At 54.0% G+C, this 14,537-nt stretch carries 13 protein-coding genes; 11 read left to right on the forward strand and 2 right to left on the reverse strand.

Annotated elements, in window-relative coordinates; translation table 11 throughout:
* The first annotated feature begins 45 nt into the window (after positions 1-45).
* From ada to mgtE, 4 genes are all read left to right on the forward strand, one after another.
* On the forward strand, positions 46-1,110 hold the full coding sequence (ada, locus tag QMN38_RS05205; protein WP_323604649.1) for a bifunctional DNA-binding transcriptional regulator/O6-methylguanine-DNA methyltransferase Ada: 1,065 nt from the start codon (positions 46-48) through the stop codon (positions 1,108-1,110).
* A complete protein-coding gene (gene alkB / locus QMN38_RS05210) occupies positions 1,110-1,760 on the forward strand; it encodes a DNA oxidative demethylase AlkB (protein WP_416348253.1) in 651 nt (216 codons plus the stop codon). Before ada ends, alkB begins: the two co-directional genes overlap by 1 nt.
* A 75-nt stretch (positions 1,761-1,835) precedes the next feature.
* A complete protein-coding gene (locus QMN38_RS05215; protein WP_271440104.1) occupies positions 1,836-3,479 on the forward strand; it encodes a multidrug ABC transporter permease/ATP-binding protein in 1,644 nt (547 codons plus the stop codon).
* 105 nt (positions 3,480-3,584) lie between these two features.
* Complete coding sequence (gene mgtE / locus QMN38_RS05220) at positions 3,585-5,021, forward strand: magnesium transporter (RefSeq protein WP_323604650.1); 1,437 nt, start codon at positions 3,585-3,587, stop codon at positions 5,019-5,021.
* Here the strand turns inward: mgtE and QMN38_RS05225 are convergent.
* A complete protein-coding gene (locus QMN38_RS05225; RefSeq protein WP_323604651.1) occupies positions 4,984-6,231 on the reverse strand; it encodes a SulP family inorganic anion transporter in 1,248 nt (415 codons plus the stop codon). The genes mgtE and QMN38_RS05225 overlap by 38 nt on opposite strands.
* Positions 6,232-6,509: 278 nt before the next feature.
* Here QMN38_RS05225 and mqo point away from each other — a divergent pair, with 278 nt between their 5' ends.
* On the forward strand, positions 6,510-8,171 hold the full coding sequence (mqo, locus tag QMN38_RS05230) for a malate dehydrogenase (quinone) (RefSeq protein ID WP_271440102.1): 1,662 nt from the start codon (positions 6,510-6,512) through the stop codon (positions 8,169-8,171).
* A 97-nt stretch (positions 8,172-8,268) separates the two neighbouring features.
* On the opposite strand, the gene eco is transcribed toward mqo, so the two are convergent.
* Complete coding sequence (gene eco, locus QMN38_RS05235; protein WP_271449636.1) at positions 8,269-8,766, reverse strand: serine protease inhibitor ecotin; 498 nt, start codon at positions 8,764-8,766, stop codon at positions 8,269-8,271.
* Between the two features lie 413 nt (positions 8,767-9,179).
* On the opposite strand from eco, the gene napF reads away from it, so the two are divergent.
* From napF to napB, 6 genes are all read left to right on the forward strand, one after another.
* On the forward strand, positions 9,180-9,671 hold the full coding sequence (napF, locus tag QMN38_RS05240; RefSeq protein ID WP_202038234.1) for a ferredoxin-type protein NapF: 492 nt from the start codon (positions 9,180-9,182) through the stop codon (positions 9,669-9,671).
* Positions 9,661-9,924, forward strand: coding sequence for a chaperone NapD (gene napD, locus QMN38_RS05245; protein ID WP_048211123.1), 264 nt, complete (start codon positions 9,661-9,663; stop codon positions 9,922-9,924). The genes napF and napD overlap by 11 nt, the downstream gene beginning before the upstream one ends.
* A complete protein-coding gene (gene napA, locus QMN38_RS05250) occupies positions 9,921-12,407 on the forward strand; it encodes a nitrate reductase catalytic subunit NapA (protein ID WP_271456608.1) in 2,487 nt (828 codons plus the stop codon). The genes napD and napA overlap by 4 nt, the downstream gene beginning before the upstream one ends.
* Before the next feature lie 6 nt (positions 12,408-12,413).
* Positions 12,414-13,109 (forward strand): ferredoxin-type protein NapG, encoded by a 696-nt coding sequence (napG, locus tag QMN38_RS05255; RefSeq protein ID WP_137384108.1) that lies wholly within the window; start codon positions 12,414-12,416, stop codon positions 13,107-13,109.
* On the forward strand, positions 13,096-13,947 hold the full coding sequence (napH, locus tag QMN38_RS05260) for a quinol dehydrogenase ferredoxin subunit NapH (RefSeq protein WP_323604652.1): 852 nt from the start codon (positions 13,096-13,098) through the stop codon (positions 13,945-13,947). Before napG ends, napH begins: the two co-directional genes overlap by 14 nt.
* 132 nt (positions 13,948-14,079) lie before the next feature.
* Positions 14,080-14,529: a nitrate reductase cytochrome c-type subunit gene (napB, locus tag QMN38_RS05265; protein ID WP_048212558.1), complete on the forward strand. Its 450-nt coding sequence runs from the start codon at positions 14,080-14,082 to the stop codon at positions 14,527-14,529.
* Positions 14,530-14,537: the final 8 nt, after the last annotated feature.

The following is a 14,537-nucleotide window of genomic DNA, read 5'->3' on the forward strand; positions in this document are numbered from 1 at the left end:
CGGACACACTGAGGCTAAGCGCTATGCTTAACAAAGGAGTCCATCATGACAAATCTCTTACACATAACTGATGATGAACGCTGGCAGTCTGTGCTGGACCGTGACGCGGGTGCTGACGGTCAGTTTGTTTTTGCTGTTCAGACTACCGGCATTTTCTGTCGGCCGTCCTGTCGGGCAAAACATGCGCTGCGCAAAAATGTCAGTTTCTTCGCGGATGCAGAGCAGGCACAGGCGGCAGGGTTTCGCCCCTGCAAACGCTGCCAGCCGGACAAAGACAGCGCACAACAGCAGCGGCTGAACAAAATAGCCCACGCCTGTCAGTTACTGGAGCAGGAGTCCCCCCTCACACTGGAAGCTCTTGCGCAGCATGTTGCGATGAGTCCGTTTCACCTGCATCGCCTGTTCAAAGCAACCACCGGAATGACCCCAAAGGCCTGGCAACAGTCATGGCGTGCCCGTCGTCTGCGTGAGGCGCTGGCAAAAGGCGCACCGGTCACGCAGGCGATTCTTGACGCCGGATTCCCCGACAGCAGCAGCTATTACCGCAAAGCGGATCAGGCGTTAGGCATGACCGCCAGGCAATTTCGTCAAGGCGGCGGTAATGTTTCTGTGCGCTATACCCTCGCAGATTGCGCTCTGGGTCGCTGCCTGGTCGCGGAAAGTGAACGGGGGATCTGCGCGATCTTGCTGGGCGACGACGATGCTACGCTGATAGCAGAATTGCATGAACTGTTTCCGACAGCACGTGACGAGCCCGCCAATGCGGAGTTTCAACAACATGTGCGTGAGGTGATCACCGTGATTAATACGCGCAATACTGCACTGTCACTGCCGTTGGATATTCAGGGAACCGCCTTTCAGCAACAGGTATGGCAAGCGCTGCGGGCAATCCCTTGTGGTGAGACGGTGAGTTATCAGCAACTGGCCAGCACTATCGGCAAGCCGAAGGCGGTGCGTGCCGTCGCCAGCGCCTGCGCGGCGAACAAACTGGCCATTGTGATCCCGTGTCACCGTGTAATCCGTGGCGACGGCGCGCTTTCTGGCTATCGTTGGGGAATAACGCGCAAAGCGCAACTGTTGCAACGTGAAGCCACCCGCGAGGAAACATAATGCTCGATCTCTTTGCAGATGAGAAACCCTGGCACGAGCCGCTGGCGTCAGGTGCGGTGATTTTGCGGCGTTTTGCATTTGAATCCGCACCTGCTTTACTGCGGGCAATCGCGGCGACAGCCAGGCAGTCGCCGTTTCGCCAGATGGTCACCCCAGGCGGCTATACGATGTCGGTAGCCATGACGAATTGTGGCCATCTGGGCTGGACAACGGATCAACATGGCTACCTCTATTCACCGGTCGATCCCTTAACTGGCGCTCACTGGCCGCCATTACCCGAGGTCTTTGCTGAGCTGTGCCATCAGGCGGCAACGGCCGCAGGCTATCCTGATTTTCAACCGGATGCTTGCCTTATTAATCGCTATACGCCGGGGGCAAAACTGTCTTTACATCAGGATAAAGATGAACCTGACCTGCGAGCGCCTATCGTCTCTGTATCGCTGGGCCTGCCGGCAATTTTTCAGTTTGGTGGCTTACGGCGCAACGATCCCTTAAAGCGAGTATTGCTGGAGCATGGTGATGTGGTGGTATGGGGGGGGAACTCGCGGCTGTTTTATCACGGCGTCCAGCCTCTCAAAACTGGGTATCATCCATTGACGGGGGATTGTCGTTACAACCTGACGTTTCGCCAGGCAGGTAAAAAAGAATAAAAATAAGAATTATTATTGCTGTGAGCGAAGAGATGTTTAAACTGCGGGCTGTTATTACTTGTCCGGGTTGTTTGCATGGAACTTTTACTTCTTGTCTGGCGGCAGTATCGCTGGCCATTTATCAGCGTCATGGCGCTCAGCCTTGCCAGTGCCGCGCTGGGGATTGGGCTGATTGCGTTTATCAATCAGCGCCTGATTGAAACGGTCGACACCACGCTGATGGTGCTACCGGAGTTTCTTGGCCTGCTGATGTTACTGATGGTCGTCACCCTCGGTTCACAGCTGGCGCTCACCACGCTGGGACACCACTTTGTCTACCGTCTGCGTAGCGAATTTATCAAACGTATTCTGGACACTCACGTCGAGCGTATCGAGCAAATCGGTAGCGCCTCGTTACTGGCCGGTTTAACCAGCGATATCCGTAACATTACCATTGCCTTTGTGCGCCTGCCTGAGCTGGTACAGGGGATTATTTTGACCGTGGGGTCGGCGGCGTATCTGGCCATGTTGTCGACGAAAATGCTGCTGGTGACGGCAATCTGGATGGCAATCACCATCTGGGGCGGATTTGTGCTGGTGGCGCGGGTGTATAAACACATGGCTACCCTGCGTGAAACCGAAGACAAGCTGTACAACGACTACCAGACGGTGCTGGAAGGGCGCAAAGAGCTGACGCTCAACCGTGAGCGTGCAGAGCATATCTTTAACCAGCTGTACGTCCCGGATGCCAAAGAATACCGCCACCATATTATTCGTGCTGATACCTTCCACCTGAGCGCGGTCAACTGGTCGAACATCATGATGCTGGGCGCCATTGGCCTGGTATTCTGGATGGCCAACAGTCTGGGCTGGGCGGATACCGCGGTGGCGGCAACCTATTCGCTGACGTTGCTATTCCTGCGCACGCCATTGCTCTCCGCCGTTGGCGCGCTGCCGACGCTGCTGACGGCACAGGTGGCGTTCAATAAGCTGAATAAGTTTTCCCTGGTTCCCTTCAAGGCAGAATTCCCGCGGCCAACCGCATTTCCGAACTGGCAAACGCTGGAGTTGCGTGACGTGGTTTTCCACTATCAGGATAATGCGTTCTCCGTTGGGCCAGTGAATCTGACCATTCGTCGTGGTGAACTGATCTTCCTGATTGGCGGTAATGGCAGCGGTAAATCCACGCTGGCGATGTTGCTGACCGGGTTGTACCAGCCGCAGTCTGGTGAGATTTTACTGGATGGCAAGGCGGTTGCTGTCGAAAAACCGGAGGACTACCGTAAGCTGTTCTCTGCGGTGTTTACCGACGTCTGGCTGTTTGACAAATTGTTAGGACCCGAAGGCAGAGACGCTTCTCCTGCTCTGGTCGCGAAGTGGCTGGAACATCTGCAAATGGCGCACAAGCTGGAGCTGAACGACGGGCGCATTCTCAACCTGAAGCTGTCGAAAGGGCAGAAAAAGCGAGTGGCGCTGTTGCTGGCCTTAGCGGAGGAGCGCGACATTATTCTGCTGGATGAATGGGCCGCCGATCAGGATCCGCATTTCCGCCGGGAGTTTTATCAGGTCCTGTTACCGCTGATGCAGGAGATGGGCAAAACCATTTTTGCCATTAGCCATGACGATCATTACTTTATTCATGCAGACCGTTTGCTGGAAATGCGTAATGGGCAATTGAGTGAACTGCTGGGCGATGAACGTGATGCGGCTTCGCGTGATGCGGTGGCTCGAACAGCATGATCCCGCATGCCGCCGGTTTTTTATCCAGCCGGCGGCCTCGTTTATTGTTATTTACATAATTCGGCATCATGATTGGTGATATTTCATATCATGGATTTATGATTGATGTCCGTAATAAACAAAAACAGCGCCAGGCTACGTGACGAGGAACGTGCTCGTCTTATCTGGCTACTGACCACTGATAAAGCCATCATTTCAACATTATTGGGTAAGCTTACCCTGGCTGAGCAATATGACGTCGGTACGTTAGCCGACGATATTGCTGAGGTAGGGGCACTGGTGGCGCATCTGCCGCCACCCGATCTGGCCGATACCCTCGAAGCACTGCCCTCCGAAGAGCGTCACGCCCTGTGGCGACTGGTCGAAAGTGAAAAACGCGGCAACGTCCTGCTTGAAGCATCAGAAAATGTGTGGGATGACCTGATCGACGAGATGAGCGACCGCGAGCTACTGGATGCGCTGCAATATCTCGACATCGACGAACAGATTTATCTGGTACAGCATTTACCCCGTAACCTTACCGGTCGACTGCTGGCATCACTGCCTGCTGAAGAGCGGGCGCGCGTACGTCAGGTGCTGCACTACGAGAAGAATCGCGTCGGTGCGATCATGGAGTTCGAAGTCATCACCGTACGTCCGGACGTGACGCTGGAAGTGGTGCAGCGGTACTTGCGGCGGCTGGGAAAAATGCCGGAGAACACCGATAAACTCTTCGTAACCGATCGCAATAAAGTCCTGGTGGGCGAACTGACTCTAACCTGTATTCTGCTTAATGACGTGCAGCGTAAAGTCAGCGACGTGATGGAGGATGATCCGCTGACATTTTCTCCGGAAGATATCGCCGAGAACGCTGCGCGTACGTTTGAACGTGATAACCTGGTCAGTGCTGCGGTGGTTGATCCCTCTGGCAAACTGATGGGACGCTTAACCATCGATGAGATCGTCGATGTGGTTTATGAAGAAACCGATACCGATCTGCGTCGAATGGGGGGCTTAAGTGCCGAAGAGGACGTATTCGCTCCGGTCACTAAAGCGGTAAAAACCCGTTGGGCGTGGCTGGCAATTAATCTCTGTACCGCCTTTATCGCCTCGCGGGTAATCGACGGTTTCGAGCACACCATTTCACAACTGGTGGCACTGGCCTCGCTGATGCCCATTGTGGCAGGGATTGGTGGTAATACAGGTAATCAGACCATCACCATGATCGTCCGGGCGCTGGCGTTGCAGAATATTCAGCCCGGCAACCTGACGTTTCTGATCCTGCGTGAGATGGGGGTAGCGCTGATCAACGGCCTTGTCTGGGGCGGAATCATGGGCGGCATCACCTGGTGGCTGTACGATGATATGGCGCTGGGCGGCGTGATGACCCTGGCGATGATGCTCAATCTGCTGATGGCGGCGCTGATGGGCGTTATCATCCCGATGACGATGGTCAAGCTCGGACGCGATCCGGCGGTCGGCTCCAGCGTCATGATTACCGCTATCACCGACACCGGCGGATTCTTTATTTTTCTGGGTCTGGCGACGCTGTTTTTGATGTAGACGCCCGTTTCCCTCTGACGATGCGCGGCAGTATCAACATCGTGACCATGCCGGCAACCACGCCAATTGCCAGGTTGCCGGTAGAGACTGTCGCGGCGACGGTAACCAACATTGCCAGCGTTTCGGCGACCGGCATGTTGGTCAGCGTCGTGGGTCGGATACTGTGCCAGCTAAACGTTTTCACCGCCACAATCACCATAATTCCCGCCAGTACTGACATCGGTATCTTCGCCATCACCTCGCTGAGTGCGGTGACGAGCAACAGCAAGACCAGCCCGGCGGCGAACGTCGAGACGCGGCTGCGTCCTTTACCCATCTCAACGTTGACAATCGTTTGACCGATCATCGCGCATCCGGCGATGCCGCCATAAAAACCGGCCAGGATATTGGCTACGCCTAGTCCAGTGCTTTCACGGTTTTTATTCGACGGGGTGACCGTCAGGTCGTCAACCAGACGGGCGGTTAACAATGACTCCATCAACCCAACAAAAGCGATGCTCAGCGCGCAGGGCCAGATAATGGCTAACGTTTGCAGGTTGAGTGGTACGAGTAACTGCGTCAAGCCCGGCAGACCGCCGCTCATTGAACCTTCGTCACCGACGGTTGGTAACAGTTGCCCGCTGGTGACAGTGAACATAGTCAGCAGCACGATGGCGATAAGCGGCGCGGGGATTGCTTTAATAAACCGCGGAACCCACAGCACAATCAGCAGCGTCAGGACGAACAGCCCCCAGATTAACGGGCTTTTCCCCCAGAAGTGCGGAACCTGAGCAAAGAAAATCAAAATGCCCAGCGCGTTAACAAAGCCGGTCATCACGGCCGTGGGGATGAACCGCATCAAACGTGCCATGCCTAACACACCAAACAGGATCTGAATAATCCCGGCCAGTACTACCGCTGGCAGGATGTATTGCACGCCGTGTTGATGCACCATCGGGCCAATGACTAATGCAACCGATCCTGCAGCGGCGGTAACCATTGCCGGACGCCCACCTAAAAAGGACATCGCCAGGCACAGTACGACCGAGGCTATCAGGCTGACTTTAGGGTCGACGCCGGCGATAACTGAAAACGAAATCACTTCCGGGATCAGCGCCAGGGCGGTTACCACACCAGCCAGTGTTTCACGAACCAGCAGGCGGGGTTGGCGTAACACGGTGCGGGTGGTGTGTTCTGCCACCGCGGCAGGGGAAGAGTGTGTTGCAGACATAGTTACTCTCAGGTCAGAGAAGGCCTGATGACAGCAGACCGACAGGCATCCGTGCGGTGAATAGCAAAGCGCAGCATAGTACCCGTCTGACGGGGAGGTTTCCAGAAATGATTGTCAATAACCGTATAAATAATCAACGTATTAATAACATTTTTAAAATTTAAATATAATTTATAAACAATATTTAATTATTTTTACTTAAGTGTTACCGTTGTTACCGCTCGATTTTCACCTGCACTAAAAGCAAAAAGCGATACTAAAAGTAAGGCATTAACATTATGAAAAAAGTGACTGCCATGCTCTTCACCATGGCCGTAGGGCTGAATGTTGTCTCGATGGCAGCAAAAGCGAAAGCGGCGGAAGAGCAGGAAACGGATGTACTGTTGATTGGCGGCGGCATCATGAGCGCCACACTGGGAACCTATTTACAGGAGCTGGAGCCGCAATGGTCAATGACCATGGTAGAGCGACTGGATGGCGTTGCTCAGGAGAGTTCAAACGGCTGGAACAACGCCGGAACAGGCCACTCCGCACTTATGGAACTGAACTACACGCCTAAAAAGGCTGACGGTAGCATCAGTATTGAAAAGGCAGTCGAAATTAACGAAGCCTTCCAGATTTCCCGCCAGTTCTGGGCGTATCAGGTCAACAATGGCGTGATGCATGAACCCCGCTCGTTTATTACCACGGTTCCCCATATGAGCTTTGTCTGGGGCGACGAGAACGTGAATTTCCTGCGTGCCCGTTACACGGCACTCCAGCAAAGCACCCTGTTCCGCGGTATGCGCTATTCTGAAGATCACGCGCAGATTAAAGAATGGGCGCCTCTGGTTATGGAAGGTCGCGATCCAAAACAGAAAGTTGCGGCAACGCGTACTGAGATCGGTACTGACGTGAACTACGGCGAAATTACGCGCCAGCTGATTGCATCGTTGCAGAAAAAACCTAATTTTGCGCTGCAACTGAGCACCGAAGTTCGCGGCTTTAAGCGTAACGCGGATAATAGCTGGACCGTCACGGTTGCCGATCTGAAAAACAACGAAGCGGAACACGCCATTAAGGCGAAGTTTGTCTTTATTGGTGCCGGTGGTGCAGCACTGAAACTGCTGCAGGAAACCGATATCCCGGAAGCGAAAGGCTATGCCGGATTCCCGGTTGGTGGTCAGTTCCTGGTGGCGGAAAACCCTGATGTGGTCAATCGTCACCTGGCGAAAGTGTATGGTCAGGCATCTGTCGGCGCGCCGCCGATGTCCGTACCGCACATTGACACCCGTATTCTGGATGGTAAACGCGTGGTGCTGTTTGGGCCGTTCGCGACCTTCTCCACCAAATTCCTGAAAAATGGCTCTTTGTGGGATCTGCTCAGTTCTACTACCACGTCCAACTTTATGCCAATGGTGAATGTGGGTCTGGATAACTTCGATCTGGTCAAATATCTGGTAAGCCAGGTCATGCTCAGCGATGACGATCGTTTTGCTGCTTTGCAGGAGTACTATCCAGAGGCGAAGAAAGAAGACTGGCGTTTGTGGCAAGCGGGCCAGCGCGTGCAGATCATCAAAAGCGATGCTGAGAAGGGCGGCGTTCTGCGTCTGGGAACCGAAGTGGTCAGCGATAAAGAGGGAACCATTGCTGCGCTACTGGGCGCATCACCGGGGGCATCAACCGCGGCACCGATCATGCTGCATCTGATGGAAAAAGTGTTTAAAGATAAAGTTGCCAGCCCACAATGGCAGGCGAAGCTGAAAACGATTATTCCGTCTTATGGCACCAAGCTGAACGGCAACGTTGATGCGACGGAGCAAGAGCTGCAATACACCAGTGAAGTACTGGGTCTGAAGTACGATAAACCGCAGGTTGCTGATGAAGCACCGAAACCACAGCTAAAACCTCAGGCACAACCGCAACCTGAGCAGAAAGCCGTAGCGGATATCGCGCTGTAAAAAAAAGCCGGATCGCACTGCGCTTATCCGGCCTATTTCTACTTAATGCTTCTGTAGGCCGGATTAGGCGGTACGCCGCCATCCGGCACATTCTCACTTATCGCGCGACGGCGTCCTGAATCTTATCTTCTGCTTTCCAGATGCGGTATTTCACCTCCACGTTTTCTGGGGTGTAGACCACAATCGGTAATTTGCTGTTGTAACGCAGCATACCGTCTTCACCCAGATACGCGGTGATGAATTTCTTCTCTTTCTTGCCGTCCGGGCAGGCCATCATGGTTGAAACCGGAGAAGTGACTTTGTCGAATACGTAGTAGTCATAGCCCCAACCTTCCAGCGTTTTGCTGTCCAGTTCTCCACCAAGACGATGTTTGTTGCAATCAACTTCCAGCGTTTGTCCGATCAGCAGTTCTACTTTCAGAGTAGATTCATCTTTCTCTGGAGTAAGCTGAATAACCTGACGCTTCATTCCCTTGTCCGCTTTAGGATAAGGGGCGACTTTTTCCAGCGGCTGAGCGCTGGCATCGGTGGTTGTTGCCCACGCAGAGGTGCTGGCGAAGGCGGCGAGGAGTGCGGCAGGGACAATTGTCTTCATCTTATTGTTCACAGTGTTTCCTTTCTTCTGTCTTTCGAACGTATCCAGTGCAGGTTAGCATATTCACATCGTCTATTAATCTAAATTTACTTATATTTTAAGTGTATTAATTAATTGTTTGGAATTTGAGTAGCGATAAATGCCAGGAATTATCTTAATTATGAGATTATTATCTGCTTAGTGTTTCCGTTATATAATTTACTATATAACTCATTGAAATGTGAGCAAAAGCGCACTTTTCCCCGCCAACTCAACACTCTTTTGATCCGGCAACAGCATTTACCCCAATTGGGGTATGCACCTCTAACACATCCTGAAATATCTTACGGTTAAAAATAACTACTCATAAATAGTGCGTTTTTTATTGTCGTTCAACCCGCTCAGGGAGAGCGTCATTATGGAAGGACAATGTCATGGTTGATTTATCCCGTCGAGGCATGTTGACAGGCAGTTGGCGTAAAGCCAACGCGGGGATTCGTCCGCCGTGGAGCAAGGAAGACTCTCACTTTCTGGCCAATTGCCTCCGTTGTGACGCCTGCATCCAGGCGTGTGAAACCGACATCCTGCAGCGAGGCCAGGGCGGTTATCCAAGCGTAAATTTCAAACACGGCGAATGCAGCTTTTGTTACGCCTGCGCAGAGGCCTGTCCCGAATCACTTTTTCTTCCGCGCCACACCAGGGCATGGGATCTGAATTTTTCGATCGGTGACAACTGTCTCGCGCATCAGTCCGTTGAATGCCATCGCTGTCAGGATAGCTGTGAACCCATGGCCATTACCTTTCGTCCCACGCTGTCCGGTATTTATCAGCCACAGCTCGACAATCAGGCATGTAACGGATGCGGCGCGTGTGTCGCTATCTGTCCGGTATCAGCCATTAATGCGGAGTACAACCATGGACACTAACTGGCAGGTCTGCAGCCTGGTCGTTCAGGCCAAAAGTCAGCACATCAGCGATATCGCCACGCAGTTACGTTCGTTTCCGGGTTGCGAAGTTGCTCTCAGCGATGTGGAAAGCGGTCAGCTGATTGTGGTGGTAGAAGCTGAGCATAGTGAAACGCTAATGAAAACAATTGAGTCAGTGCGCAACGTTGCGGGCGTGCTGGCGGTGTCGCTGGTTTATCACCAGCAGGATGAGCAAGGTGAGGAAACACCATGAAACTCAGTCGTCGTAGCTTTATGAAAGCTAACGCCGTTGCGGCCGCTGCGGCGGCTGCCGGGTTAAGCGTGCCGGGCGTTGCCCGCGCGGTAGTCGGTCAGCAAGAAGCGATCAAATGGGACAAAGCCCCGTGCCGATTCTGTGGTACGGGTTGTGGTGTATTGGTAGGAACCCAGCAAGGACGTGTTGTGGCATGTCAGGGCGATCCTGATGCGCCAGTTAACCGTGGGCTTAACTGCATTAAAGGTTATTTCCTGCCGAAAATCATGTACGGAAAAGACCGTTTAACGCAGCCGATGCTGCGCATGAAAGACGGCAAATATCACAAAGAAGGCGAATTCACCCCGATTAGCTGGGACCAGGCCTTTGATGTGATGGAAGAGAAGTTTAAAGCGTCTCTGAAAGAGAAAGGGCCAGACGCAATTGGTATGTTTGGCTCCGGTCAGTGGACCATCTGGGAAGGCTACGCTGCCGCAAAACTGTTCAAAGCCGGTTTCCGTTCGAACAACATCGATCCGAACGCGCGTCACTGCATGGCGTCAGCCGTTGTGGGCTTTATGCGTACCTTTGGTATGGATGAGCCGATGGGCTGCTATGACGATATCGAGCATGCGGATGCTTTCGTCCTGTGGGGCGCAAATATGGCGGAAATGCACCCGATCCTGTGGTCGCGCATTACCAACCGTCGTCTGTCCGATCCTAACGTCAACGTCGCCGTTCTCTCAACCTTCCAGCATCGTAGCTTTGAGCTGGCGGATAACGGCATCGTCTTTACGCCGCAAAGCGACCTGGTGATCCTCAACTACATCGCAAACTATATCATTCAAAACAATGCGATAAACCAGGACTTCTTTAGCAAGCACGTTAACCTGCGTAAAGGGGCGACGGATATCGGCTACGGTTTACGTCCAACCCATCCGCTGGAAAAAGCGGCGAAAAACCCCGGTTCTGACGCCTCCGAACCGATCAGCTTTGAAGAGTACAAAGCGTTTGTTGCGGAATATACGCTGGATAAAACCGCAGAAATGACCGGCGTGCCAAAAGATCAGCTGGAACAGCTGGCGCAGCTGTATGCCGATCCGAAGAAGAAAGTCATCTCCTACTGGACGATGGGCTTTAACCAGCATACCCGTGGCGTATGGGCGAACAACCTGGTCTATAACCTGCACCTGCTGACCGGTAAAATTTCTCAGCCAGGCTGCGGCCCATTCTCGCTGACGGGTCAGCCTTCCGCTTGTGGTACCGCGCGTGAAGTCGGGACCTTCTCTCACCGTCTGCCTGCGGACATGGTGGTGACGAACGAGAAACACCGCGATATCTGTGAAAAACACTGGAACATTCCGGCGGGGACCATTCCGGCGAAAATCGGCCTGCATGCTGTGGCGCAGGATCGTGCACTGAAAGATGGCAAGCTCAATGTCTACTGGGTGATGTGTAACAACAACATGCAGGCTGGGCCGAACATCAACGAAGAGCGTATGCCTGGCTGGCGCGATCCGCGCAACTTTATCATCGTTTCCGATCCGTACCCGACGGTCAGTGCTCTGGCGGCCGACCTGATCCTGCCAACAGCGATGTGGGTAGAGAAAGAAGGGGCTTACGGTAACGCCGAGCGCCGTACTCAGTTCTGGCGCCAGCAGATTAAAGCACCGGGTGAAGCGAAATCTGACCTGTGGCAAATGGTGCAGTTCGCCCGCCGATTCAAAACGGAAGACGTCTGGCCGGAGGAACTGCTGGCGAAGAAACCCGAGCTGCGCGGTAAGACGTTGTATGACGTGCTGTTCGCCACGCCAGCCGTCACGAAATTCCCGGTCAGCGAACTGGCTGAAGATCAACTCAACGATGAATCTCGCGAACTCGGTTTCTACCTGCAAAAAGGGCTGTTCGAAGAGTATGCCTGGTTTGGTCGCGGACACGGACACGATCTCGCACCGTTCGATGATTACCACAAGGCGCGCGGGTTACGCTGGCCGGTGGTTGACGGTAAGGAGACTCAGTGGCGCTACAGCGAAGGCAACGATCCGTACGTGAAGGCTGGAGAAAGCTACAAGTTCTATGGCAAACCGGATGGGAAAGCCGTCATCTTCGCGCTGCCATTTGAACCGGCGGCTGAAGCACCGGATAAAGAATATGATCTGTGGCTCTCCACCGGTCGCGTGCTGGAACACTGGCACACCGGCAGCATGACGCGCCGCGTGCCGGAACTGCACCGTGCGTTCCCGGAAGCGGTACTGTTTATCCATCCGCTGGACGCGAAAGCGCGCGATCTGCGCCGTGGTGACAAGGTCAAAGTGGTTTCCCGTCGTGGTGAAGTGATTTCGATTGTTGAAACACGCGGCCGCAACCGTCCGCCGCAGGGGCTGGTGTACATGCCGTTCTTCGACGCCGCACAGTTGGTGAACAACCTGACGCTGGATGCGACGGATCCGCTCTCCAAAGAGACGGATTTCAAGAAGTGCGCTGTGAAACTGGCGAAGGTGTAACGCGTTATGTCCCGGTCAGCAAAACCCCAAAATGGCCGCCGCCGCTTCCTGCGCGATATGGTTCGCGCAGCAGGCGGGCTGGCCGTCGTTGGCGTGGCGCTGGGGTTGCAACAGCAAACCGCACGCGCAACAGGCGTGCGGCTGCGCCCTCCTGGGGCTTTGAGTGAGGACGCATTTGCCAGCGCCTGTGTGCGCTGTGGTCAGTGCGTCCAGGCTTGCCCGTACGACACGCTGAAACTGGCAACGCTGGCCTCCGGGCTGGCGGCCGGAACACCCTATTTTGTCGCTCGCGACATCCCCTGCGAGATGTGTGAAGACATTCCGTGCGCCAAAGTTTGCCCCAGCGGCGCGTTGGACAGGGAGATTGAGTCTATTGACGATTCACGCATGGGGCTGGCGGTGTTGTTGGATCACGAGAACTGCCTTAACTATCAGGGATTGCGTTGCGACGTTTGCTATCGCGAGTGCCCGAAAATCGATGAGGCCATCACCCTGGAGCTGGACCGCAACATGCGTACCGGTAAGCATGCGCGGTTTATTCCGACCGTGCATAGCGATGCCTGTACCGGCTGCGGTAAATGCGAAAAAGTCTGCGTACTGGAACAGCCGGCAATAAAAGTGTTACCGCTGTCGCTGGCGAAAGGGGAGTTGGGACACCATTACCGCTTCGGTTGGCTGGAGGGGAACAATGGCAAATCGTAAACGTGATGCGGGGCGTGAAGCACAAACGAAAAAAGGTTGGTGGCGGAGCCATCGCTGGCTGGTGTTGCGTCGTCTGAGCCAGTTTCTGGTTCTGGCAATGTTTCTCAGCGGTCCCTGGCTGGGCGTGTGGATCCTGCATGGTAATTACAGCAGCAGCCTGTTGCTGGATACCATTCCGTTAACCGATCCGCTGATCACCCTGCAAAGCCTGGCCAGCGGGCACCTGCCCGCAACAGTTGCGTTAACAGGGGCCGCCATTATTACGGTTCTGTATGCCCTTGCCGGTAAGCGATTGTTTTGTAGTTGGGTCTGCCCGATGAATCCGGTTACTGATTTGGCGAGCTGGCTGCGCAGAAGATTTGACCTGAATCAGTCTGCGACTTTGCCGCGCCATATACGGTACGTCCTGCTGGTGGTTATCCTGGTCGGTTCTGCCCTGACAGGGACGCTGCTATGGGAATGGATAAATCCGGTCTCTTTGCTGGGACGTAGCCTGGTAATGGGCTTTGGCAGCGGGGCGCTGCTTATTCTCGCGCTGTTTTTATTTGATTTACTGGTTGTTGAGCATGGCTGGTGCGGGCATCTCTGCCCCCTGGGTGCGCTGTATGGCGTATTGGGTAGTAAAGGTGCATTAACCGTATCGGCAAAAGAACGTAACAGATGTAACCGCTGTATGGATTGTTTTCATGTTTGCCCGGAACCGCATGTGCTACGTGCGCCGGTGCTGGATGAGCAAAGCCCGGTGCAGGTGACCAGTCGCGATTGCATGGCCTGCGGTCGCTGTGTGGATGTCTGTTCTGAGGATGTTTTTACAATAACGATACACAAAATCATTTGAGATGCATCGCGGCGGCAAGTGAGGAAATCCCCGGGAGCATAGTAACTATGTGACTGGGGTTTCGGAGCGCAGCCAACAAAGAGGCAGCTTAAAGGATGAAGTGTAAATGCGATGGAGTTCGGGAGCTAAACAATGAAAAGCCATGACCTGATTAAAGCGCTGAGTCAATGGACAGCCGCGCTGGCCCTGGTAGTCAGTGGGGCCGTTTGGGCTGCAAACGGAGTGGATCTGAGCCAGTCACCGGAAGTCTCAGGGACACAGGAAGGGGCGATTCGCATGCCGAAAGAGCAGGAGCGTATGCCGCTGAATTATGTGAATCAGCCACCAATGGTTCCGCACAGTGTTGACGGCTACCAGGTGACGACCAATACCAACCGTTGCCTGCAGTGTCACGGTGTTGAAAGCTACCGCACCACCGGTGCACCGCGTATCAGCCCGACGCACTTTATGGACAGCAACGGCAAGGTACTGGCTGAAGTCGCTCCGCGTCGTTACTTCTGCCTGCAGTGTCATGTCCCGCAGGCTGATGCGGCACCGATTGTTGAAAATACCTTCACCCCCTCGAAAGGTTACGGGAAATAAGAGGTCAT

This window comes from Citrobacter sp. R-1.5.2 (assembly GCF_035064245.1).
GTDB lineage: Bacteria > Pseudomonadota > Gammaproteobacteria > Enterobacterales > Enterobacteriaceae > Citrobacter.

Coding starts and splice junctions, on each gene's coding strand:
- napD (WP_048211123.1), top strand. CDS start 9,661: ATGGACACTAACTGGCAGGTCTGCAGCCTGGTCGTTCAGGCCAAAAGT.
- ada (WP_323604649.1), top strand. CDS start 46: ATGACAAATCTCTTACACATAACTGATGATGAACGCTGGCAGTCTGTG.
- napA (WP_271456608.1), top strand. CDS start 9,921: ATGAAACTCAGTCGTCGTAGCTTTATGAAAGCTAACGCCGTTGCGGCC.
- eco (WP_271449636.1), bottom strand. CDS start 8,766: ATGAAGACAATTGTCCCTGCCGCACTCCTCGCCGCCTTCGCCAGCACC.
- mqo (WP_271440102.1), top strand. CDS start 6,510: ATGAAAAAAGTGACTGCCATGCTCTTCACCATGGCCGTAGGGCTGAAT.
- mgtE (WP_323604650.1), top strand. CDS start 3,585: ATGTCCGTAATAAACAAAAACAGCGCCAGGCTACGTGACGAGGAACGT.
- alkB (WP_416348253.1), top strand. CDS start 1,110: ATGCTCGATCTCTTTGCAGATGAGAAACCCTGGCACGAGCCGCTGGCG.
- napB (WP_048212558.1), top strand. CDS start 14,080: ATGAAAAGCCATGACCTGATTAAAGCGCTGAGTCAATGGACAGCCGCG.
- QMN38_RS05215 (WP_271440104.1), top strand. CDS start 1,836: ATGGAACTTTTACTTCTTGTCTGGCGGCAGTATCGCTGGCCATTTATC.
- napF (WP_202038234.1), top strand. CDS start 9,180: ATGGTTGATTTATCCCGTCGAGGCATGTTGACAGGCAGTTGGCGTAAA.
- napH (WP_323604652.1), top strand. CDS start 13,096: ATGGCAAATCGTAAACGTGATGCGGGGCGTGAAGCACAAACGAAAAAA.
- napG (WP_137384108.1), top strand. CDS start 12,414: ATGTCCCGGTCAGCAAAACCCCAAAATGGCCGCCGCCGCTTCCTGCGC.
- QMN38_RS05225 (WP_323604651.1), bottom strand. CDS start 6,231: ATGTCTGCAACACACTCTTCCCCTGCCGCGGTGGCAGAACACACCACC.